At 65.5% G+C, this 20,904-nt stretch carries 15 protein-coding genes; 7 read left to right on the top strand and 8 right to left on the bottom strand.

The features are described 5' to 3' along the window. Positions 1-63: 63 nt before the first annotated feature. Together KLP42_RS08195 and KLP42_RS08190 are read right to left on the bottom strand one after the other, a co-directional pair. On the bottom strand, positions 64-768 hold the full coding sequence (locus tag KLP42_RS08195) for a GntR family transcriptional regulator (protein ID WP_215565717.1): 705 nt from the start codon (positions 766-768) through the stop codon (positions 64-66). Between the two features lie 76 nt (positions 769-844). Continuing rightward, a complete protein-coding gene (locus KLP42_RS08190; protein ID WP_215565716.1) occupies positions 845-1,825 on the bottom strand; it encodes a LysR family transcriptional regulator in 981 nt (326 codons plus the stop codon). Positions 1,826-1,977: 152 nt separating this feature from the next. On the opposite strand from KLP42_RS08190, the gene KLP42_RS08185 reads away from it, so the two are divergent. The 3 genes from KLP42_RS08185 (at position 1,978) to KLP42_RS08175 (ending at position 7,289) form a co-directional block, all read left to right on the top strand. Beyond that, the gene (locus KLP42_RS08185; protein ID WP_215565715.1) at positions 1,978-2,772 is read left to right on the top strand and encodes an alpha/beta hydrolase fold domain-containing protein; all 795 of its coding nucleotides are present in this window, start codon (positions 1,978-1,980) and stop codon (positions 2,770-2,772) included. A gap of 63 nt (positions 2,773-2,835) precedes the next feature. Next, positions 2,836-4,011 (top strand): efflux RND transporter periplasmic adaptor subunit, encoded by a 1,176-nt coding sequence (locus tag KLP42_RS08180; RefSeq protein WP_215565714.1) that lies wholly within the window; start codon positions 2,836-2,838, stop codon positions 4,009-4,011. Positions 4,012-4,100: 89 nt separating this feature from the next. Beyond that, the gene (locus KLP42_RS08175) at positions 4,101-7,289 is read left to right on the top strand and encodes an efflux RND transporter permease subunit (protein ID WP_215565713.1); all 3,189 of its coding nucleotides are present in this window, start codon (positions 4,101-4,103) and stop codon (positions 7,287-7,289) included. Positions 7,290-7,332: 43 nt separating this feature from the next. Here KLP42_RS08175 and KLP42_RS08170 read toward each other — a convergent pair whose 3' ends face one another. Genes KLP42_RS08170 through KLP42_RS08160 form a run of 3 tightly spaced genes read right to left on the bottom strand, consistent with a single transcriptional unit; the run spans position 7,333 to position 10,467 of the window. After that, entirely contained in the window at positions 7,333-8,415 is a 1,083-nt protein-coding gene (locus KLP42_RS08170; protein ID WP_215565712.1) for an ABC transporter substrate-binding protein, read from the bottom strand. Next, positions 8,412-9,800 (bottom strand): sensor histidine kinase, encoded by a 1,389-nt coding sequence (locus KLP42_RS08165; protein ID WP_215565711.1) that lies wholly within the window; start codon positions 9,798-9,800, stop codon positions 8,412-8,414. The genes KLP42_RS08170 and KLP42_RS08165 overlap by 4 nt, the downstream gene beginning before the upstream one ends. After that, on the bottom strand, positions 9,790-10,467 hold the full coding sequence (locus KLP42_RS08160; protein ID WP_215565904.1) for a response regulator transcription factor: 678 nt from the start codon (positions 10,465-10,467) through the stop codon (positions 9,790-9,792). Before KLP42_RS08160 ends, KLP42_RS08165 begins: the two co-directional genes overlap by 11 nt. Positions 10,468-10,720: 253 nt before the next feature. Here KLP42_RS08160 and KLP42_RS08155 point away from each other — a divergent pair, with 253 nt between their 5' ends. From KLP42_RS08155 to KLP42_RS08145, 3 genes are all read left to right on the top strand, one after another. Continuing rightward, a complete protein-coding gene (locus KLP42_RS08155) occupies positions 10,721-11,695 on the top strand; it encodes a Bug family tripartite tricarboxylate transporter substrate binding protein (RefSeq protein ID WP_252192845.1) in 975 nt (324 codons plus the stop codon). Positions 11,696-11,833: 138 nt separating this feature from the next. Further along, positions 11,834-12,307 (top strand): tripartite tricarboxylate transporter TctB family protein, encoded by a 474-nt coding sequence (locus KLP42_RS08150; RefSeq protein WP_215565710.1) that lies wholly within the window; start codon positions 11,834-11,836, stop codon positions 12,305-12,307. 30 nt (positions 12,308-12,337) lie between these two features. Continuing rightward, on the top strand, positions 12,338-13,846 hold the full coding sequence (locus tag KLP42_RS08145) for a tripartite tricarboxylate transporter permease (protein WP_215565709.1): 1,509 nt from the start codon (positions 12,338-12,340) through the stop codon (positions 13,844-13,846). Between the two features lie 135 nt (positions 13,847-13,981). On the opposite strand, the gene KLP42_RS08140 is transcribed toward KLP42_RS08145, so the two are convergent. Beyond that, positions 13,982-15,187: an adenylate/guanylate cyclase domain-containing protein gene (locus KLP42_RS08140; RefSeq protein ID WP_215565708.1), complete on the bottom strand. Its 1,206-nt coding sequence runs from the start codon at positions 15,185-15,187 to the stop codon at positions 13,982-13,984. Between the two features lie 326 nt (positions 15,188-15,513). Here KLP42_RS08140 and KLP42_RS08135 point away from each other — a divergent pair, with 326 nt between their 5' ends. Further along, entirely contained in the window at positions 15,514-16,566 is a 1,053-nt protein-coding gene (locus KLP42_RS08135) for a MarR family transcriptional regulator (protein WP_252192844.1), read from the top strand. On the opposite strand, the gene KLP42_RS08130 is transcribed toward KLP42_RS08135, so the two are convergent. Then, positions 16,544-17,779, bottom strand: a complete 1,236-nt coding sequence (locus KLP42_RS08130; RefSeq protein WP_252192843.1) for an ROK family transcriptional regulator — start codon at positions 17,777-17,779, stop codon at positions 16,544-16,546. The genes KLP42_RS08135 and KLP42_RS08130 overlap by 23 nt on opposite strands. Before the next feature lie 85 nt (positions 17,780-17,864). After that, the gene (locus KLP42_RS08125; RefSeq protein WP_215565706.1) at positions 17,865-20,885 is read right to left on the bottom strand and encodes an alpha-mannosidase; all 3,021 of its coding nucleotides are present in this window, start codon (positions 20,883-20,885) and stop codon (positions 17,865-17,867) included. Between the last annotated feature and the right edge of the window lie 19 nt (positions 20,886-20,904).

Genomic DNA, 20,904 nt, shown 5'->3' with positions numbered 1-20,904 from the left:
CTATTTGTCGACAAAATTTCCGGGCGCTGGGAAGCGACCTTGCGGGGGCCGGTCACCCCTCAGTCAGAGCATCAGGTCAAGCCGCTCCTCGCGCACCAGAAGCTTGCGCACCTGCTCGACGATCTGGTCGGCATGCACCTTGCCAAGCTGTTCCGAAAGGACGAGATCGCGTGCGGCGATCGCGGCGATCATCTCCTCATGCTCCACCACGAAGCGGTGCGGAAGACGGTCGTCATAGGACTGATAGTAGAGGCGCAGGATGCGGCGTCCCTCGTCCAGCAGGCGCTTGAACAGGGCGGTGAAATAGGGGTTGCGGCCGGCCTCGGCGATGGCCAGATGGAAGGCGGCATTGGTGGCGATCATCGCCAGCGCATCCTGGGCCTCCACCGCGCGTTCGAATTCCGCCTGCAGCGCGGCGATCCGCGCGATATCGGCCGGCTTGTGATGTTCGGCGGCCAGTCGACCGGTCACACGGTACATCAGCGTCAGCGCGTCGAAATAGGCGTGCATGTTGAGGAAGTCGATGTTCGAAACGATGGCCGAGCGGTTCGGCAGTGTTTCGATCAGGCCTTCGCCGGCCAGCCGCACCAGCGCCTCGCGGATCGGCGTCCGCGACATGCCGAAGCGCTCGGCAAGCTCCACCTCGTCGATCGGCCCGCCGGGCGGCAGGACCAGGTCGAGGATCTCGTCGCGAAGCACGTCGTAGACGATCTTGGCGCCGGAGCCGCGCCGGCGTTCGGTCGCCTCGTTTGCGTCCCTGTCGGTCATGCACTGCCTTTCTTTCAAGCCGCTGCGGGCGCTGTTGCCGGTCCGGCATTTGCGTCATTGGTGGACGCGGCGCGGCTCAGCCCGCCAGCCGCTCGTCCATCGCGGGCACGCCCGTCAAAGGGGCCTTGGTGCAGCGCGCCTGCAGTTCCCGCTCGCAGCGCTCCACCTCCTGCAGTTTCTTGGCCAGCCAGTCCACGAAGACGCGGACCTTGTTGCTCAGATGGCGGGTTTGCGGATAGACGATGTAGAGCGGGATCGGATCGCGCAGCCAGTCCGGCAGGATTTCGACAAGCTCGCCGCGATCGACGAGATCGCGCACCATGAAGGAGACCGCCTGCGCAATGCCGATGCCGGACACTGCGGCGGCCACATAGCTGCGGTACTCGTTGACCGAGATCACGTAGCGCGGTTCCACCGCCACCACTTCGTCGCCCTGGCGGAATTCCATCGGAAAATTGCGGCCTGTATAGGCTTTCATGTAGCCGATGCCGGTGAAGTGTCCTTCCAGATCGCGCGGATGCTTCGGCACGCCCATCTTCTCCAGATAACGGGGCGCTGCATAGGTGCGAAGCGTCAGTTCGGCCACCTTGCGCGCCACCAGCGACTGGTCGCTCGGAGTTCCGCCCCGCAGGGCGCAATCGACGTTCTCGGCAATGTAATCGACGATGCGGTCGCCGATATCGAATTCCAGCTGGATCTTAGGGTAGCGGCTGTGAAAATCGCAGAGCGAGGGCATGATGATCTGGTCGGCAAAGGCGCCTGACAGCGCGACCCGCACCTTGCCGGAGGGTTGCGCCTGCGAACTGGACAGGCTGCCGTCCAGTTCGTCCAGTTCCGCCAGCAGCCGGCTGGCCCGCTCGTAATAGAGCGCGCCATCGGTGGTCACCACCACCTGGCGCGTCGTCCTGTTCAGAAGCTTTGCGCCGAGATGCGCTTCCAGGGACTGCACGAGATTTGTCACCGTCGTCTTCGGCATCTTCAACGACAGCGCTGCCTTGGAAAAATTGCCGGTTTCCACCACCCGGGTGAAAACGCGCATTGCCGAAAGCTGGTCCATGGCCGTAATCCGTTCTGATGCGCCGCAATATTGTTCCGATTTTCGGAATAGAGTTATCGAAATTCCGACGCTTGTGCATTCTGACGGGATAATAATATAAAAACTAGACGAACGGAAGGCATCCCTTTCGTTGGCGACACAAGAGCAGGCCGATGACGCGGCAATGGCATGCAGGAGATGACGGTGCTGGAGGCTTTCCGCTTTCCTACCGCATCTACGAGGGAAGCGAGCAGCGGCGGGCGCAGCCACTGGTTCTCTACCTGCGCGGCAATGCCTTCCGCCAAAAGGTTGCCGGCCTTGAGGACGCGCCCGTCGCCCTTGCCATGGCCGAAGCCGGGGCGCTGGTGGTGGAAGCCGATTATGGCGGGCCTTCGGGAAGCGTGTTCCCGCAGACGCTGGAACGCGCTTTCGCGGCGCTGAAACATCTGGTTGCCAAGCGCCGGCGGTTTGCCGCCACCCGCTCTGCGGTGGTACTGGCCGGAGACGAGGCCGGCGGAAACCTGGCGGCAAGCCTGGCGCTGAAGGCGCGGGATGCCATGCCGGACGAACTGGCGGGGCAGGTTCTGCTGTCGCCGATGATCGATCCGCGCATGGTGACGGCCTCGTTCAACCGTGCCGATGGTCTCGGCCTGCGTGAGCGCTGGTCGGATGGCTGGAGCCGCTACCTGGCATCGGCCTGCGGCTATCAGCATCCCTATGCCGTGCCCTGTCTGTGTTCGCGGCTGGCCGGGGTTGCGCCTGCCCTGATCGTGACATCGGATGACGATCCGCTGCGCGACGAGAGCCTCGATTACGCCGCGCGGCTGCAGACGGCCGGTGTTGGCGTCACAACCCGGATACTGCCCGGCACCTGCGGCTGGACCGGTATCTATCACGGCAGGGACGGTGCCTGGTGCGCGCGGTTCCGCGCCGAATTCTCGCAGTTCCTCGCGGAACTGTCGATCTAGACGACGGGCAGCAGGCCCGTCCCTCATCACATGGCGGTTCGTCAGGAACCGAAGGAGAGTGTCATGACCGCAAGGATCAGGAGCGCGGCCCTGTGGGGAACCGCTTTGGCCACTGCATTGGCAATCGCCGGTGGCTCGCTTTATCTGGATCGGCCGCGCGACGCCCGGGCAGCCCCCGCCGCGGCCGCAGCCGCGCCGGCCATTCCGGTAACGGTTGCCACCGTCGAGCCGCGGGCCGTCTCGGTGTGGCGGGAATTCTCCGGCCGCCTGGAAGCCGTCGACCGGGTACAGATCCGGCCGCGGGTGGCGGGCGTCATCCAGTCCGTCCACTTCCGGGAAGGGGGGCTGGTGAAGAAGGGTGACCTTCTGGTCTCGATCGATCCGGAGCCCTACAAGGCGGCGGTCGATCAGGCGCGTGGCGAGGTGGCCTCCGCTCAGGCGAAGCTCGACCTTGCCCGCACCGAACTCGACCGCGGCACGACGCTGCTTGCCCGCAACACGATTTCCGAAAGCGAACTTGCCCAGCGCCAGAGCAATCACGCCTCCGCCCTGGCCGCGCTTCAGTCCGCCAGGGCGGCGCTCCGTCTCGCCGAACTCAATCTCGGCTATACCGAAATCCGCGCGCCGATTGCCGGGCGTCTCGGCCAGCTGGAGGTCACCCCCGGCAATCTCGTGGCCGAAGGACCGTCCTCGCAGGCGCTGACCACGCTTGTCTCGGTTGATCCGATCTATGCGAGCTTCACCATCGACGAGGGTTATCTGCAGCAGATCCTTTCGACCCTGCCGGCCAGGGAGGGGCTTGCCGCGCTGGAGCAGATCCCCGTGCAGGTGACGACCGAGGAGAAGGCTGCACCGCTGACCGGGCGTCTGCAGCTGATCAACAACGAGATCGATGCCGCGACGGGTACGATCCGGGTGCGGGCGGTGTTCGACAATCCGGACGGTCGCCTCATCCCCGGCCAGTTCGTCCGCATCCGCATGGGCCAGCCCCGGTCGGAAGATCACCTGCTGATCAGCGAGCGGGCGGTTGGAACGGACCAGGACAAGAAGTTCGTCTTCGTGGTCGAGTCCGGCAATGCCGTCGCCTATCGCCAGGTAGAGCTCGGTGCCGCGGTCGAAGGCAAGCGCATCGTGGAGAAGGGGCTGAGTGCCGGCGACCGCATCGTTGTCAGCGGCCTGCAGCGCATCCGGCCGGGTGCCGTCGTCCAGCCGCAGGAGCAGACGGCGCTGAACGACTAACCCGCCAGCCACATTTCCGACAGTTCAAGCCCTGCGGCCGGATGGCCGCAGGACAGCTTTCCCTTTGTCCTCCGTGAGGGACTTTCCCCATGAACATTTCCCGCTTTTTCGTCGATCGTCCGGTCTTTGCCGCGGTTCTTTCGATCCTGATCGTGGTTGCCGGCCTGATCGGCCTGCGCGCCCTGCCGATTTCCGAATATCCCGAGGTGGTGCCGCCCTCCGTGGTGGTGCGCGCCACCTATCCGGGTGCCAATCCGACGGTGATTGCCCAGACGGTGGCAACCCCGCTGGAAGAGCAGATCAACGGTGTCGAGGACATGCTCTACATGTCGAGCCAGGCAACGTCGGACGGCGTCTTGACGCTGACCGTCACCTTCCGCCTGGGAACCGATCCGGACAAGGCGCAGCAGCTCGTGCAGAACCGCGTCTCGCAGGCGGAGCTGCGTCTGCCGGCCGAGGTGCGCGCACTCGGCGTTTCCACCGTCAAGAGTTCGCCGGACCTGATGATGGTCGTTCACCTGGTCTCCACCGGTGACCGCTACGACCTCACCTACCTGCGCAACTATGCAACGCTGAACGTCAAGGACCGGCTGGCCCGCATCGACGGTGTAGGCCAGGTGCAGGTATTCGGTGCCGGCGACTATTCCATGCGCATCTGGCTCGATCCGCAGAAGGTGGCCGAGCGCGGGCTGGCCGCCAGCGACATCACCACGGCCATCGGCCAGCAGAACGTTCAGGCGGCGGCCGGCATCATCGGGGCCTCGCCCTCTCTTCCGGGTGTCGACCTGCAGCTCAATGTCAACGCGCGCGGCCGGCTGCAGACGCCGGAGGAATTCGGCGCGATCGTCGTCAAGACCGGCGAGAATGGAGAGGTGACGCGGTTGCGGGATCTGGCCCGCATCGAACTGGGGGCCGCCGACTATTCGTTGCGCTCCCTGCTCGACGGCAAGCCGGCAGTCGCCATCCCGGTCTTCCAGGCGCCGGGCTCGAACGCCATTGCCATCTCCGATGCCGTGCAGCAGACGATGCAGGATCTGCAGAAGGCCATGCCGGACGGCGTGCGCTACGAGATCGTCTACGATACGACCAAGTTCGTCCGGGCCTCCATCGACAAGGTGGTCGATACGCTGCTGGAGGCCATCGCCCTGGTGGTGCTGGTGGTGATCCTCTTCCTGCAGACCTGGCGCGCCTCGATCATCCCGCTGATCGCGGTTCCGGTGTCGATCATCGGCACGTTCGCGGTGATGTATGCCTTCGGGTTCTCGATCAACGCGCTGACCCTGTTCGGCCTCGTGCTTGCCATCGGCATCGTGGTCGACGATGCGATCGTGGTGGTGGAGAACGTCGAGCGCAATATCGAGAACGGCCTTTCGCCGCGCGAGGCGACCTACCGTGCCATGCGCGAAGTGTCCGGCCCGATCATTGCCATTGCGCTGGTGCTGGTTGCCGTCTTCGTGCCGCTTGCCTTCATCACCGGCCTGTCGGGTCAGTTCTACCGGCAGTTCGCGCTGACCATCGCCATCTCGACGGTGATCTCCGCGATCAATTCGCTGACGCTGTCGCCGGCGCTGGCTGCCCTGCTGCTGAAGGATCACCATGCGCCGAAGGATTTCGTCACGCGAGGCATGGACCGGCTGCTCGGCTGGTTCTTCCGCGGCTTCAACCGGGCCTTCGGCGCCGCATCGCGCGGCTATGGGCGCACCGTCGGCGGGTTGCTTGGCCGCAAGAGCATGGTCATGGTGATCTACATGGCCCTGGTGGTTGCCACCTACAGCATGTTCAACGCGGTGCCCGGCGGCTTTGTGCCGGCACAGGACAAGCAGTACCTGATCGGTTTCGCCCAGCTGCCGGATGGCGCAACGCTTGACCGCACGGAAGACGTCATCCGCAAGATGAGCGACATTGCCCTGGCGCAGCCGGGTGTCAAGAATGCGCTCGCCTTCCCGGGATTGTCGATCAACGGTTTCACCATCGGCTCGAATGCCGGCATCGTCTTTGCGGTTCTGGATGATTTCGAGGAGCGGAAGGACCCGTCTTTGTCCGGCGGTGCGATTGCCATGGCGCTCAACCAGAAATATGCGGGCATCGGCGATGCCTTCATCGCCATGTTCCCGCCGCCGCCGGTCAACGGCCTCGGCTCGACGGGCGGCTTCAAGCTGCAGATCGAGGACCGCGCCGGCTTCGGCTACCAGACGCTCGACGAAACGACCAAGGCGGTCATCGCCAAGGCCTATCAGACGCCGGAACTCGCCGGGATCTTCTCGAGCTTCCAGGTCAACGTGCCGCAGCTGTTTGCCGATCTCGACCGGGTGAAGGCGCAGCAGCTCGGCGTGTCGGTGACCGATGTCTTCCAGACGCTGCAGATCTATCTCGGGTCGCTTTATGTCAACGATTTCAACGCGTTCGGGCGAACCTACAGCGTGCGCGTGCAGGCCGATGCACAGTATCGCGCCAAGCCGGAGGATATCGGCCAGCTGAAGGTGCGCTCGCAGACCGGGGAGATGATCCCCCTTGCGGCACTGCTGAAGGTCGAGGCCTCCACCGGCCCGGAACGCACCACCCGCTATAACGGCTTCCTGGCCGCCGACATCAATGGCGGGCCGGCGCCCGGCTTCTCCTCGGGGCAGGCGGAGGCGGCCATCGAGAAGATCCTGCGGGAAACCATGCCGGCGGGCATCGATTTCGAATGGACGGACCTGACCTACCAGCAGATCCTTGCCGGCAATTCCAGCATCATCGTCTTTCCGCTGGCGCTGCTGCTCGTCTATCTGGTTCTCGCCGCGCAATATGAGAGCCTGACGCTGCCGCTCTCGATCATCATGATCGTGCCGATGGGTGTCCTCGCGGCGCTTGCCGGCGTCTGGTACACCGGTGGCGACAACAACATCTTCACCCAGATCGGGCTGGTGGTGCTGGTGGGGCTTTCGGCCAAGAACGCGATCCTGATCGTTGAATTTGCCCGCGAACTGGAATTCGAAGGGCGAACACCGGTGCAGGCGGCGGTGGAAGCAAGCAGGCTGCGCCTGCGCCCGATCCTGATGACATCCATGGCCTTCATCATGGGCGTCATCCCGCTCGTCGTCTCCACCGGCGCGGGGGCGGAAATGCGCGCGGCCATGGGTGTCGCGGTGTTTTCCGGCATGATCGGCGTCACCTTCTTCGGCATCTTCATGACGCCCGTCTTCTACATCCTGGCCCGCCTGCTGACGCGCAACCGCCCGCTTCGCCAGCATGGCGCGCCGGCTGCGGCGATCGGCGAGGTGCATCCGGTCGCCTGACGGCGCCGGGTGTCATCCCGCCGGCCTGCGGCGAAGGGACGGTTCAGCGGGTTCCGATGTGCTTGCGCCAGTCGGCGATGAAGGTTCTGCGCTGAACCTCGTCCTGGGCGGCCAGCAGGGAAGGGCCGATGCGGATCGGGCGCCCGATGCCGGAATCCATCAGCCGCTCGGGTCCGTCGACGCCGGGCGGCAGCGGCGCGTCCTCGGCAAAAAAGAAGGAGGCCTCCCGCGCCACCTGCCGGCCGCGCGAGGAGAGGAGATAGTTGAGGAAGCGCTTGCCGAGGCCGGCATTCGGCGCGCTGGCCGGGATGAGGGCGCCGCGCGACAGGATCAGCGCATAGTCGCGCGGCAGCACGATGCGAAGGTCCGGATTGGCAAGCGCTGCCGCATAGGCATAGGAACCGAGCACGTTGTAGGCGATGCTGATCCGGCCTGCCGCCAGTTCGCCCAGCACCTCGTTATTGCAGCAGCGGATCACCGTCTGCGCCCGGCTCAGGGTCTCCAGCAGGCGACCGTTTGCGGTCGGGGCCTGGCGGGAATCGTAAAAGGCGAGCAGATAGCCGATGCCGGAGGCCTGGATGTCATAGGTGCCGATGCGGCCGCGATAGTCGTCCGGCTTGCTGCGCAGCAGATCCAGAAGCGCCTCGTGGCTTCGCGGCACGTCCTGCGGCGGCACCGTGCGGCGATCGTAGACGAAGACGATCGGTTCAAAGGTGAAACCGAACACCTCGTCGCGCCAGTTCGCCCAGTCCGGCACGGCTGCGGTTTCCGGCGAGGCATGCGGCCGCGCGCATCCGTCATTGGCCAGCCGGACAAGCTGGTCGACGGAGGATGACAGAAGGATGTCCGCGCGGCTCGATCCCGTCTCGCAGGCCGCCTGCGCCTCGCGGAATAGATCGTTCGTCACGTAGTCCACGAATTCGATGGTGATGTCCGGATAGACGGCCTGGAAATCGCGCAGCAGGGGGCGCATGGCATCGAGATCGGTTGCCGCATGAATGGTGAGACGGCCGGTTTCCCGTCCGGGCGCGGGAAAAGTCTCCCCCTGGCCTTCCAGCGCGACGGCAAGACCCGGAAGGAGGAAAACAAGGCCCGCGAGTGCCAGTGTTCCGAAATGACGGATCATGGCTGTTCTCCCACAAGCGGCAGTTCCAGAAACACGCAGAAGAACTCGGTCTGGCTTCGCTCGCGAAAGCCGAGTCGCCCGTGCAGCACGGTTGCCACCTCGGAAGCGATGGCAAAGCCAAGACCGGAGGGGCCGCGCGCATCGCTGCTGCGCGAGTAGAAGCGGCTGATGACGTTCGGCCAGTCGGCGGCGCGGATGCCCGGCCCGTCATCGATCACCTCGATCCGTCCGAAACTGCCCGCCCGCCGAACCCGCACCTCCAGCCGGGCCACCGCCCCGTGGCGTAGCGCGTTGTCGATGACGTTGACGATCGCTTCGCGCAGGCTCAGCACGTCGCCCATCGCCATCAGATCCTCGTCGGCGGCCTCGAAGGAGACCACCATGTCCGGATCGATGGTGATCGGCACGGCATTTCGAAAGGCCATGCGGGCCACGTCGTTCAGCGAGATCGGGGCCAGCTGGATCGAATCGAAGCGGTGGATCACCATCGCGTGGTTGAGAAGCTGGTTGGTCAGCGCGGCAAGTTCGGCCGTGCGATCCTGCACGCGCTGCAGATGGCGGCGGTCCTGCGGTGCGAGCTTCTGCTCGTCGATCAGGCTGACCTGCGCCGAAAGTGCCGTCAGCGGCGTGCGGATCTGGTGGGCGCTGTCGGCAATATAGCGCTGCAGAAGCTTCACCCGCTCGTCGAGGCGGGTGATGAAGTAGTTGATGGCGGTGACGAACGGCGAGATTTCCTGCGGCACCGAAATCGCAAGCGGCGTCAGGTCCTGCGGCTCGCGCTGGCGAAGTGCCGCGGCAAGCTCATCGACCGGTCGCAGCGAATAGCGCACGGCAAGTGCCGTGCCGACCAGCGCAAGCAGGCTCATCAGCGCCACGAGCAGGGTGGCGCGCGTCGTCAGTTCCGATGCCAGGGCCTCGCGCGCCTCGACGGTCTGCGCCACCACCACATAGGCCCAGCCGGGGCCTGCCGGCATGGTCATGGCATGCGCCACCGTGACGGTGCGCACCTGTTCGCCCATGAAGGTATCGCTGCCGAAGACCGGGCCGGAGCGGCTCAGAGAAACATCGGTATCGGCCGCCAGTGCCTTGTAGCCGGTCAGGGTGACGCCGGCAGGATCGATGACGCGGTAGAAGATGCGGTCGCGCTCCGCAAGGCCCAGCAGTTCGAAGGCGGAGGGGGGAAGAATGAAGCGCAGGCTGCCATCGGCAACCGCCAGGCTTTCGCTCATCTGGAAGGCTGCGCCGAGCAGAAGCCGATCATAGGCCACATCGGCCGCGGCCCGCGCATAGAACCAGGCCGCGGTGATCATCATCGCCGCGCCGACCGCCAGCACCAGGCCGACACGCCGCATCAGGCGGGAAAACAGCGAGCTTCTATGCACCATCGTCGGAAACCAGCTGGTAGCCGCTGCCGCGCAACGTGACGATTTTCGCCCGGGCACCCTCCAGCTTCTTGCGCAGGCGCCCGACGTAAAGCTCGATGGCGTTGGCGCTGGCCGCCTCCTCGAAGCCGAACAACTGGTCCAGAAGCTCGTCCTTGCTGAAGACCTTGCCGGGGCGCGAGGCGAGGATCTCGAGAAGGGCGATCTCGCGCCGCTTCAGCTGGATCTCCCGCTTGCCGACCATGACGTTGCGGTTGGCGCGATCGAGGCTGATGTCGCCGCACACGATGATGTTGGTCGGCTCGCCGCCGCTGCGCCGGCGCATGAGAACGCGGGCGCGAGCCTCCAGTTCGCGAAAGTCGAAGGGCTTGACCAGATAGTCGTCGGCGCCGAGATCGAGCGCGCTGACGCGGTCGTCCACCTCGGAGCGGGCGGTCAGCACCAGCACCGGCACGCCGCTTCTGGCCTGCCTCAGCTTGCGCAGAACCGAAAAACCGTCGAGGCCCGGCAGCATGACATCGAGGATGACGAGATCGAATTCGGTGAAGCCTAGGATTTCAAGCGCGGCAGCACCATCCGTCTCCCAGTCGACGGTGTGGCCCGTCTGCTGGAAGCGCCGGCAAATCGCCTCACCCACGTCCTGAGTGTCTTCGACCAAGAGAATACGCACAGCCGTCATGATCGCATGGGGCCGACCGGCGGGCAAGCCGATGAAAGCCTCTGTTCACACTTGCGGCGAAAGCGTGACAGGGTGGTGACAGGAACCGGGACTAAGGTCTCGCGACCGACCCGGTGGAGAGCGAAGGGTCGGTCCGGGAGGACATCTGCCACGCCACGTCAAGCATCAGGCCCCTGATCCGGGCCGGAGCGTGAGCGTGAGGCCCGTTCCCCCGATGGCTCAAGTTTCTGTGGGAGGAACCCTGATGAAGCATCACTTCAAGACCGCCATGTTCGGTGCTGCAATCGCAGCATTTTCCTTCGCTGCCTCGGTACAGGCAGAGCCTGCCAAGCCCGAATGCCTTGCCGGCGCAAAGCCCGGCGGCGGCTTCGACCTGACCTGCCGCCTTGCGGCAAACGCGCTGCTGGAAACCAAGCAGATTTCGCAGCCGATGGCCGTCACCTACATGGAAGGTGGCGTCGGTGCCGTTGCCTACAACCACGTCATTGCCAAGCGCGGCAAGGACGGCAATCTGATCACCGCGGCCTCGTCCGGTTCGGCCCTGCTGATCGCGCAGGGCAAGTTCGGCCAGTATGACGAAACTGCCGTCCGCTGGCTCGGCGCGCTCGGCGCCGATTACGGCGTGCTCGTCGTGGCCGCCAATTCGCCCTACAAGACGCTCGGCGAACTGGTCGATGCCTACAAGGCCGATCCTGCCAGCTTTGCCATCGCCGGCGGTGGCGCCGTCGGCTCGCAGGACTGGATGAAGGGTTCGCTGCTGGCCAAGGCTGCCGGCCAGGAGCCCAAGAAGATGCGCTATGTCGCGCTTGAAGGCGGCGGCGCCGTGCTGACGGCGCTTGAAGGCGGCCACGTAAAGGTCGGTTCGGGCGATGCGGCCGAGATGGTCAAGCATCACGTGGCCGGCAAGGTCCGCATCCTCGCCGTCATGGCGCCGGAGCGGCTGCCCGGCGATCTCGCCGGCGTTCCGACCGCCAAGGAACAGGGCTTCGATATCGATTGGCCCGTCTGGCGCGGCTATTATGTCGGCAAGGACGTGTCCGATGCCGACTACAACTGGTGGATCGAGGCCTTCAAGAAGGCATCCCAGACGCCGGAATTCGCCAAGGAACGCGAAGCGCGCGGCCTGTTCGAGTTCACCCTGCTCGGCAAGGATTTCGAGGAGCGTGTCAAGACGGATGTCGCACGCTTCAAGATCCTCGCCAAGGAAGCCGGCATGTAAGTCTCCGCGTTCCTCTGCTCCTCCCAGGACCCCGAGCCGGTCCGCCTCCCGCCATCGGTCTGACCGATGGCGGGAACGGGGGGAGAGACGAATGGCGGCCACGCCCGGCTGCAGTTTCAGAAATCAAGGGAAACACCCATGTCTGACGAATCGCATGCCCATTCAGGCTCGACGCTGAAGGTTGGCCGCGCTGCGGCGCTCTGCCTGCTGGCGCTTGCCATTGCTTATGGCATCGGCGGAAGCGTCATCGAATACGCCTTCTCCTCCGATCCGCTCGGCCCGCGGGCCTTTCCTGTTGCTCTTGCCGGCGTGCTTGCCCTGCTGGCGGTCTGGTATTTCTTCGCGCCGGGTCCAGCGGAGGGCTTTCCCACCGGCGGCCTCCTGGTGCGCGTTCTGGCGGTGCCGGTGCTGCTGGTGGTGTCGGTGGCGCTGTTCGAGCCGGCCGGCTTTGCGGCGTCGATCTTCGTGCTGACGCTTGGTTCGGCGCTCATCTTCGGCGCACCGCCGATGAAGGCGCTGATCGGCGCCATCGGTCATGCCGCCCTCTGGTGGTTCGTCTTCTTCTATCTGCTGGGAGTCTACCTGCCCGTCGGCACGCTGTTTGGCGGCTGAGGCAGGACTGGAACCGGAAAGGTCTACTCCATGAACCTCGAATATCTCTGGCACGGTTTCGCGGTCGCACTGACCGGGCAGAACCTGCTGATCGGCCTTATCGGCTGCTTCATCGGCACACTCGTCGGCGCGCTGCCGGCCATCGGTCCGATCAACGGCATCGCGTTGCTGCTTCCCATCGCCTACACGATGGGTCTGCCGGCGGAAAGCACCATGATCCTGCTGGCAGCCATCTATTGCGGGGCCGAATATGGCGGTCGCATCTCCTCGATCCTGCTCAACGTGCCGGGTGATGCCGGTGCGGTGATGACGGCGATGGACGGCTACCCGCTGGCGCGCCAGGGGCGTGCGGGCGAGGCGCTTGCGCTGTCGGGCCTTGCCTCCTTCGTCGGCGGCATGCTGGGCGCCATCGGCCTTGCGCTGTTTGCGCCGCTGCTGGCCGGACTGGCGATCGGCTTCGGCCCCGCCGAATATTTCGTGCTGATGATGTTCGCCTTCGCAACGCTCGGCTCGATGGTCGGCAGCTATCCGGCCAAGACGCTGATCGGCTGCACGCTCGGCCTGATGCTGGCGACCGTCGGTCTTGATGCCACCTCCGGTGCCTACCGCTTCACCTTCAACGAACCGGAACTGGGCGACGGCATCGAATTCGTCGTGCTTGTCATCGGGCTGTTCTCGATTTCGGAAGCGCTGATCATCCTGGAAAACCAGGGCCGCGGCATGACCGTCATCCGGGAGCTCGGCCGCATGACGGCGCGCCTCTCCGACATCGTGCTGTGCACCGGTACGGCGCTCCGCAGCTCGCTGATCGGCTTCGTGGTCGGCGTTCTGCCCGGCACCGGCGCCTCCGTGTCGAGCGCCATCTCCTACACGACCGCCAAGCGCATTTCCGACAGCCAGGGCACCTTCGGCAAGGGTGACGTGCGCGGCCTGGCCGCGCCGGAAGCCGCCAACAATGCCACCGCCTGCGGCGCCTTCGTGCCCATGCTGACGCTCGGCGTTCCGGGGTCCGGCACCACCGCCGTCATGCTCGGCGCGCTGATGCTCTACAACATCCAGCCAGGACCGATGCTGCTTGTCGAGCGGCCGGAAATCGTCGGCGGTCTCGTCGCTTCCCTGTTCGTCGGCAACCTCATCCTGCTGGCGCTCAACCTGCCGCTGGTGCAGATCTTCGCCCGCGTGCTGACCGTGCCGAACTGGCTGCTGGTTCCCGGCATCCTGGTTCTGTCGATCGTCGGCGTCTACTCCACCCACTCCTCGGTCTTCTCCATCTTCCTGATGCTGGGCATCGGCATGGTGGGCTGGCTGCTGCGCAAGGCGGGCTTTGAAATGGCGCCGATCATTCTCGGCTTCGTTCTGGGGCGCGTCATGGAAGTAAACCTGCGCAATGCGCTGGCCATCAGCGGCGGCGATCCGTCGATCCTGTTCAGCAGCACCATCTGCAACGTGCTGTGGGTCATGGCTGCGGCCGTTGCCATCCTGCCCTTCTATCTGTCGCGCCGCTCGCGTCGGCAGAAGGCCGTTCTCGCGACCAAGTAAGGCCGGCAGAGGCGAACTTCAGCGAGGGCGGCTCCGTCCGCCCGCAATGAACCCGATACCGACGGGCACGCATCCTCACGGTGCGTGCCCTTTCTCATCCCCGTTCTCCTGCGCGAGACGGCGCGAAGCCGGTGCCTACGGTGTCTCCTTCGGTGCAAAGACGCCGATCGGCTGCGACAGGCCCCGCAGCGGAAAGCTTCCGACATGTTCGACGCGCTCTTCCAGTCCGCCGGAGCGGATGAAGGCTTCCGACAGAAGAACCGGCCGCCTGACCGTCTTGGTCAGCGTCTCCAGGCGTGAGGCGATATTGACGGTCGGGCCGATCACGGTGAAATCCAGTCGGCTGGACGAGCCGATATTGCCGTACATCACGTCGCCGCAATGCACCCCGATTCCGTAGCGCAGGGCCGGCTGTTCGGCCGCCTCGCGCGCAAGGTTCAGCGCCTGCATGGCCGCCTGCACCTCCTCGACGGCCGTGAAGGCGGCTTTCTGCACCTCCTCGCCCACCAGCGGAAACACGGCCAGCAGGCCATCGCCCATGAATTTCAGGATTTCGCCGCCATGCCGTTCGATCGGTTCCGAAAGGGCGTCGAAGCACTGGTTCAGCATGAAGATCACGTCGTCACGCGGCCACAGGTCGGAAATCTCGGTGAAGTTACGCACGTCGAAGATCATCACGACGGCCGAGAGGGTGACACCGCTGCCGCGCCGCGTAGCACCCGCCAGGATCTTTTCGGCGGCGTGCGGTCCCACATAGGTCTGCAGCAAGGTTCGCGCCAGTGCATTCTTGACGCGCACTTCGCTGACGAGCGCGAGAATGGGCACAAGCGTGCGCAGGAGGTCGACATGCTCCGGCGCAAAGCCTTCCGGGGCGTCGGTGGCGAAGGACACGGCATGCTGCTTTCCCAGCGTGTGCTGCAGCGGCCAGGCGACGTAATCCGTGAAGCCCGCCGCCTTCAGGTCGGCAAAGATGGAGTAGGGGCGGGCCGGGTCCTCGCGCAGCAGGTTCTGGCGAACCTCGTCTGCCCCGTCGTAAAGTTCGTGAATGGGGCTCAGCAGGAATTCCGGCGAATTCTCGACACCGTAATCCACCGTGTCGATGTCCGCATCCGCCAGTCCTGTCCGCCACAGGATGCGCGCGCCCATCCATTGCGGGTGATTGATGCGGAAATGCAGGGTCGAGCGCGCCACCGGCACGCCGGTCAGCCGAAGTCGCTCGCACAATTCCACCAGAAGATTGTCGATGTAGCGCTGACCGTGGGTCTCCCGCAAAAGCCAGTGCAGGATGTCGCGATGGACGGGCCGGCAGTCGTTGTCGCTCAATTCTTCCGCCTGGCTCATGATATCTCCATTCCGGCATGTCGGCTGAATGCGTCCTGCAGGCGAACCTCGCCGCCTCGACATCGCCACGCGCGAGATAGGTGGTCCGCCGCTGCTCGTGGTTCAAGAGGCGCGTTGCGGGCGAGGGGAGACCGTGGCGAATTTGCACGATGCGTGCAAGCACGGGCAATCGCTCGCAGGCCTGCAACAAAATCGGGTCGGTGTCGCGGCGAAACGGGCGCCAACCGTGAAAAATGCTATACAGACTGCATGGATTCCCCGGCCGGGCAGCTGTCGCGTCCGGCATTCAGCATGGAGGTGAGGCAGGTTTGAAAGCGGGCCGACGATTGGCGCGAGCACAGAAACGCGAAAGCGAAGGGGGAAGGGCAGGGGCAGGCATCAGCCCGGAAGACATTGCCGATCACAATTCCCGCGTCGTTCTGGCCCTGTTGCGCAGGCATGGCGCCCTGACGCGCCAGGAGTTGTCGGCGCATCTGAGCCTCACCGAACCCGCCGTCACGGGCATCCTCAAGCGGCTGGCGGCGGCAGGTTTCGTCGGTCAGGGCCGACGCGAAACCACCGACCGCTACAAGGCGGCAGAGTTTTCGCTGCTGGCCGCAAGTGCGCATGGTTGCGGCCTCTGGCTGAGGCCGGAGCGGATCGACGTGGCGGTGGTGGATCTGAAGGGCGCAGTCGTCCTGCAGCAGGAGGTTCCGCCGCACGGGCTGGATGCGGCCGTCAGGACGATCCGCGACCGGTTCGCGGCAAGCCTTGCCGGCATCGGCATTGCCTGCCATCCGGCAGGTGAGGCAGCCGGCCTTGGACCGATGCAGGCGCTGGCAGACCTGCCGACCTTCACGGTGAAGGATGTCGAGGCCGCCGTGACCGCCGAGCGGATCCTCGGCATCGGCGAGCCGGAGGGCGGCTTTGCGGTCATTCTTGTAGATGAGGTCGTGCGCGCCGGCCTGATGACCGGGGGGCGCTTCTTTCGCGGCGTGCATGGCCGCGCCGGTTGCATCGGCAGCATGCGCCCGGGCCGCGAGGAACTGACACTGGACGAGGTGGCGAGCGCCGCCTCCTACCGCAGGCATATCGAGGCCTCTGGCGAAGCAGGAACCACCGACTGGACGCGCCGCGCCGCCTCGCGGCTGCTCGATGCCGTGCTCGCGCTTGGCGGCTTCGTGTCGCCCGGTGCGGTGCTGATCGGCGGAAGCCTGCCGGACGACGTGCTGGACATGGTGATTGCGATGATGATTGCCGAGCGGGCCAGGAAAGGCAGCTACTTCGTTCCCGCCTCGTGGATTCCGCCGATCCGCAAGCTCTCGCTTCCCGGCTGCGGCGTGGCCCATGGCGCCGCGCTGCTGCCCTTCGCGGAACTCAGCCTGCCGAAGCCGCGCTGAAGCCGAGGCTTGCCGGCAGCATCACGCTCGACATCGGCACGCGGGTCTGCTGCGTTGCGTCCGCCGATGGCAGGCAGAGACGATGGGCGAGCGGCATGGTCGCCGCGCCCAGTGCTGCGGCGTCCTCCGAGATCGCGGTGCGATGCAGAGACGGCGCCTCCATGCCGCGCCGCCCGATCTCGTCGCGGACATTGTTCAGCAGTTCATCGACCAGCAGCGCCGGCAGGCGTCCGCCGATCAGCACCGCCTCCGGATCTACCACCATGCCGATGTCGATGATGGCTTCCGCCAGCGTCACGGCAAAGCCCTTCAGCCAGGCGCTGACCAGTGCGCGACCTGCCGGGTCGAGGTTCAGCAGATCCGACGGGCGGGCAACCGCAATGCCGTTTTCCTTCAGGTGGTGCAGCAGGTGAAACAGCGAATACATGTCGCCGATCGGTCGCGTCTCCCCGGCAAGTCCCTCCTCGGTGGCGACCACCGGCAGCCAGCTGACTTCGCCGCCAAGACCGCCCGCGCCCTTGTGGCACATGCCGTTGATGACGAGGCTGCCGCCCAGGCAGGCGTTGACGAGAATGTAGAAGAAGCTGTCGATCTGCGTGCCGAGCCCGTATTCGATTTCGCCAAGGGCTGCCGCATTGGCGTCATTGTCGATGAACACCGGATGCTGCGTGATGCGCGACAATGCGGCGCGCACGTCAAAGCCGCTCCATTCGCTGTAATGCGGCGGGCGTTCGAGGAAATCGACCTCGCCCAGCCAATCCGGAATGGCAAGGCCGATGCCGGCCAGACGCGGTTCGGGGATGATCTTGCGGCGCAGGAAGGAGGAGATGGCCTCCTCCATCAGCCGGGTAAAGTCCTTCGGCAGGAAAAAGCGCTGCTCGTGGTGGATGCGGCCGCGGACATTGCCCGCCGCATCGACGGCGACGATGGTCAGGTGATCGCGGTCGATATTGGCACCGATGGCGAAGACGCCTTCCGGATCGATTTCCAGTTCGATGGCCGGCTGGCCGCGCAAGCCCTGCCGGCGGCGCGCCTCCATCACCAGTCCCTCGTCCAGCAGGCGGTCAACGATGCGCGTCACCGCCTGCTTGGTCAGGCGCGACTGGCGCGCCAGCTCGGTGCGCGAGATGGGCGCACCGCGATGAATGGCGTTCAGGATGGTCGCGCGGTTTTGCGCCGCCGCCTGTTCGCCATTCGCACCCTGATAGTTCAATGCCTTGTCCCTTGCTCGCCCCCCGGGACGATCTGCAACCGTCCCGGGATCATGCGACAAATCTGCGTCCGAAGGAAGAGGCGTCTCAGCCCTTGCGAAGGCGCCAGCTCTTGACCTCGAACGGGCGCAGCGCATCGGCGGGCGCATCAGCCATCGGCTCTTCCAGGATGGTGAGCGGTCCCTCGGTCCGCCAGCCGTCCCGCGGTGTGATGTGCAGCGCGCCGCGCCGCCCGGCCGGTTCGTAGAGGCGCAGGATCAGCCCGTCGCCGTCCTCGCTGGCCTTCAGCGCGGAGAGTGCCGCCGGAACGCCCTCGACGGTCACCGGCTGCCACTCTCCGCAGGCAAGGCCCGTAGCATCGATGGCGAGGAGCGGCTGGTTAAGATCCTCTGCCTCCTCGCGCACGCCCGCCTCATGCCAGCTGCCTTCATGCGGCATCAGCGCATAGGTGAAGGACTGGAAGCCTTCGTCCGCCAGGGGGTCGGGATAGACCGGGGCGCGCAGCAGCGATAGCCCCAGCTGATTGCCGCGCATCGAGTGCCCGTACTTGGCATCGTTGATGAGCGCCAGGCCGAAGCCCGGCTCCGACAGATCGACGAAGCGGTGCGCCGGCGCCTCGAACATCGCATCGTCCCAGGACGTATTGGTATGTGTCGGCCGCTCCACGACGCCGTAGGCGCATTCGCAGACGGCCCGCGGGCTGCGTACGGCGACGCCGGTCAGCGTGCGCAGCAGCACGCGGCGATCGTGCCAGTCGAGTTCGGTGTGAATGTCGAGGCGGCGCGCATTGGCCCCGAGCGACAGCGTCTGGGTAATGGTGGAATGGCGCCAGCGCCGGCGGATGCGGATGGCGGCGCGGTGCGGCCCGCTTTCAACCAGCTCGATGCTCTCGATGCCGGTGATTTCCTCCGCCTTTTCCGCATAATCGCCTTCCACGTCCCAGGCATCCCAGCTGCGCGGCTTGTCGGCGGGATAGGCAAAGAGACGGTTGCCGCCGCCATCGATCGCCTCGCGGCCGCTCGGCTTGTGCAGCATGCTGGCAATCGAGCCATCTTCGGCAAGCGTCACCTTCAGCACGTCGTTTTCCAGGCTGTGCCCGGTGGCAACGAGGCCCGGCTGCGGCTGAAGGGCCGCCGCCGGCAACACGGTGACGGAAAGCGGCGGCACGCCGGCTTCCGCGTGAACCGGTCCTGTCGCCAGGTCGAGACGCAGCGGTCGCGGGGCAAGCGAAGGGTTGACCACGAGGATATGCCCGTCCTCGCCGGCCGGCAGCAGGTCGCGGATTGCGGCAAGCCCTGCCTGCTGCGCGGCCTTCGCCTCCTTAATGACATGCCCGAGTTCGGCGCGTGCATCGACATAGACCTCGGCGATGGAGGAGCCCGGCAGGATGTCGTGGAACTCGTTCTTCATCACCACGCGCCAGGCAGGCTCCAGCGATTGCGGGTGTGTGCCGCCGAGCAGGTGGGCAAGGCTTGCGAGGGTTTCGGCGGTGATCAGACCGCGCTCGGCCTGCCGGTGCAGGCGCTTGACGTCACTCTGGCTGGTCAGCGTCGCACGGTGAAGTTCCAGATAGATCTCGCCCTGCCAGACATGCATCTTGCGTGCGTCAGCGGTCGCATGGGCAGCCTCGAAGAAGTCCTCCACACGGCTCCAGCGTGCCTGCGGAATGGCCGGGAAGACGCGCAGCTGTTCCTCGCGCAGCAGCATTTCCGGAGTGACGCCGCCGCCGCCATCGCCATAGCCGACGCAGAGCAGCGTGGTATCGTGGCGATCCTTCTGACGGAAATTCTTCCAGGTCGGCACGAAGCAATCCGGCCGCACAAAGCCGTTATAGCCCTCCATCGGGTTGTTGAAGGTGTGTGCCAGCACGCGGCTGCCGTCGAGACCCTCCCACCAGAAGAGGTCTGCCGGGATGCGGTTCGATTCCGACCAGTTGACCTTGATGGTGAAGAAGCTCTTCATGCCGCCCTGTACCAGAAGCTGCGGCAGGGCGCCGGAGAAGCCGAAACAATCCGGCAGCCAGCAGATGGTGTGGCGGGCGCCGAAGGTCTTCTCGAAATAGCGCTGGCCGTAGAGGATCTGGCGGGCAAGGCTTTCGCCGGTCGGCATGTTGGTGTCGGGCTCCACCCAGCAGCCGCCCAGCACTTCCCACTGGCCGGCCTTCACCCGCTCGACGATCTGCTGCAGAAGGGCCGGATCGTCCTCCTCGAGCTGCGCGTAGTAGTGCGCCGTCGACTGATTGAAGCGGAAATCGGCGGAGCCTTCCATCAGCGAGAGCGCGGTGTGGAAGGTGCGGCGCATCTTGCGGCGGGTCTCGCCATAGGGCCAGAGCCAGGCAAGGTCGATATGGGCATGGCCGGTCAGCGCGATCCGGCCCTGCGGCGGAAAGCGCTGCTGAAGCTCGGCAAGCCGCGCCATCAGCGCGTCATAGGCGGCGGCAACGCAGGCGCGCTGCGCCTCGCTGAGTCCCTCCGGATTTTCCTTGTGCTGCGGCAGCTGCCAGATCTTCTGCTGCATCACATCCGGTGCGATGCGCGCCACATAGTCCGCCGTGGCCGAGGGCCAGTCGAGGCTGTAGAAGCAGGTTTCCGCAGCCTCCAGCAGGTAGGGCACGGCGTCATGGCCTTCGAGCACGCTGACGGCTTCTGCAATCTGGCGCAGCAGCAGCCAGAGCCTGTCGACATCCTCGTCGATCCAGAACAGTTCGGCGCGCTCCAGGCAGGGTTTGCGCACCGGCTGACCGAAGGGCAGGCGCGCCACGGTTTCGGTCACGATTGAGAAGCGACGCGAGGGGAGGCGGAACTCGCGATGATAGGGGTCGAGCCCGTAGCTCCTGGCGCTGCCATCGGCACCGGTGACGGTGATCAGGCTTTCGCCGCCGACATCGAGATAAAGCCGCGCGTCTTCCAAAGGCCAGTCGGCAGGCACCTCTCCGGAGACGGTGAAGTGCACGGTACCGTTGCGATGCGGCCAGGCGTCGCCGATGGCGATCGGATGGCCGTCGAAGGTCCAGCCTTGCAGGGGCCGCGTCGCGCGGGCGCGCCAGAACTGCAGTTCTGCGGTGCGAACCTGAAGCCGTTCAAGGCGCTGGGCATGGGTCAGTGTCATCGTGGTTCTCGTCATGTCG

The sequence above is a fragment of the Rhizobium sp. CSW-27 genome, from assembly GCF_018760785.1.
Classification (GTDB): Bacteria; Pseudomonadota; Alphaproteobacteria; order Rhizobiales; family Rhizobiaceae; genus Neorhizobium.
This window is presented reverse-complemented; position numbering and strand designations above follow the sequence as displayed.

Coding starts and splice junctions, on each gene's coding strand:
- KLP42_RS08140 (WP_215565708.1), bottom strand. CDS start 15,187: ATGAGCCAGGCGGAAGAATTGAGCGACAACGACTGCCGGCCCGTCCAT.
- KLP42_RS08145 (WP_215565709.1), top strand. CDS start 12,338: ATGAACCTCGAATATCTCTGGCACGGTTTCGCGGTCGCACTGACCGGG.
- KLP42_RS08195 (WP_215565717.1), bottom strand. CDS start 768: ATGACCGACAGGGACGCAAACGAGGCGACCGAACGCCGGCGCGGCTCC.
- KLP42_RS08180 (WP_215565714.1), top strand. CDS start 2,836: ATGACCGCAAGGATCAGGAGCGCGGCCCTGTGGGGAACCGCTTTGGCC.
- KLP42_RS08190 (WP_215565716.1), bottom strand. CDS start 1,825: ATGGACCAGCTTTCGGCAATGCGCGTTTTCACCCGGGTGGTGGAAACC.
- KLP42_RS08125 (WP_215565706.1), bottom strand. CDS start 20,885: ATGACACTGACCCATGCCCAGCGCCTTGAACGGCTTCAGGTTCGCACC.
- KLP42_RS08175 (WP_215565713.1), top strand. CDS start 4,101: ATGAACATTTCCCGCTTTTTCGTCGATCGTCCGGTCTTTGCCGCGGTT.
- KLP42_RS08165 (WP_215565711.1), bottom strand. CDS start 9,800: ATGGTGCATAGAAGCTCGCTGTTTTCCCGCCTGATGCGGCGTGTCGGC.
- KLP42_RS08150 (WP_215565710.1), top strand. CDS start 11,834: ATGTCTGACGAATCGCATGCCCATTCAGGCTCGACGCTGAAGGTTGGC.
- KLP42_RS08155 (WP_252192845.1), top strand. CDS start 10,721: ATGAAGCATCACTTCAAGACCGCCATGTTCGGTGCTGCAATCGCAGCA.
- KLP42_RS08170 (WP_215565712.1), bottom strand. CDS start 8,415: ATGATCCGTCATTTCGGAACACTGGCACTCGCGGGCCTTGTTTTCCTC.
- KLP42_RS08185 (WP_215565715.1), top strand. CDS start 1,978: ATGACGCGGCAATGGCATGCAGGAGATGACGGTGCTGGAGGCTTTCCG.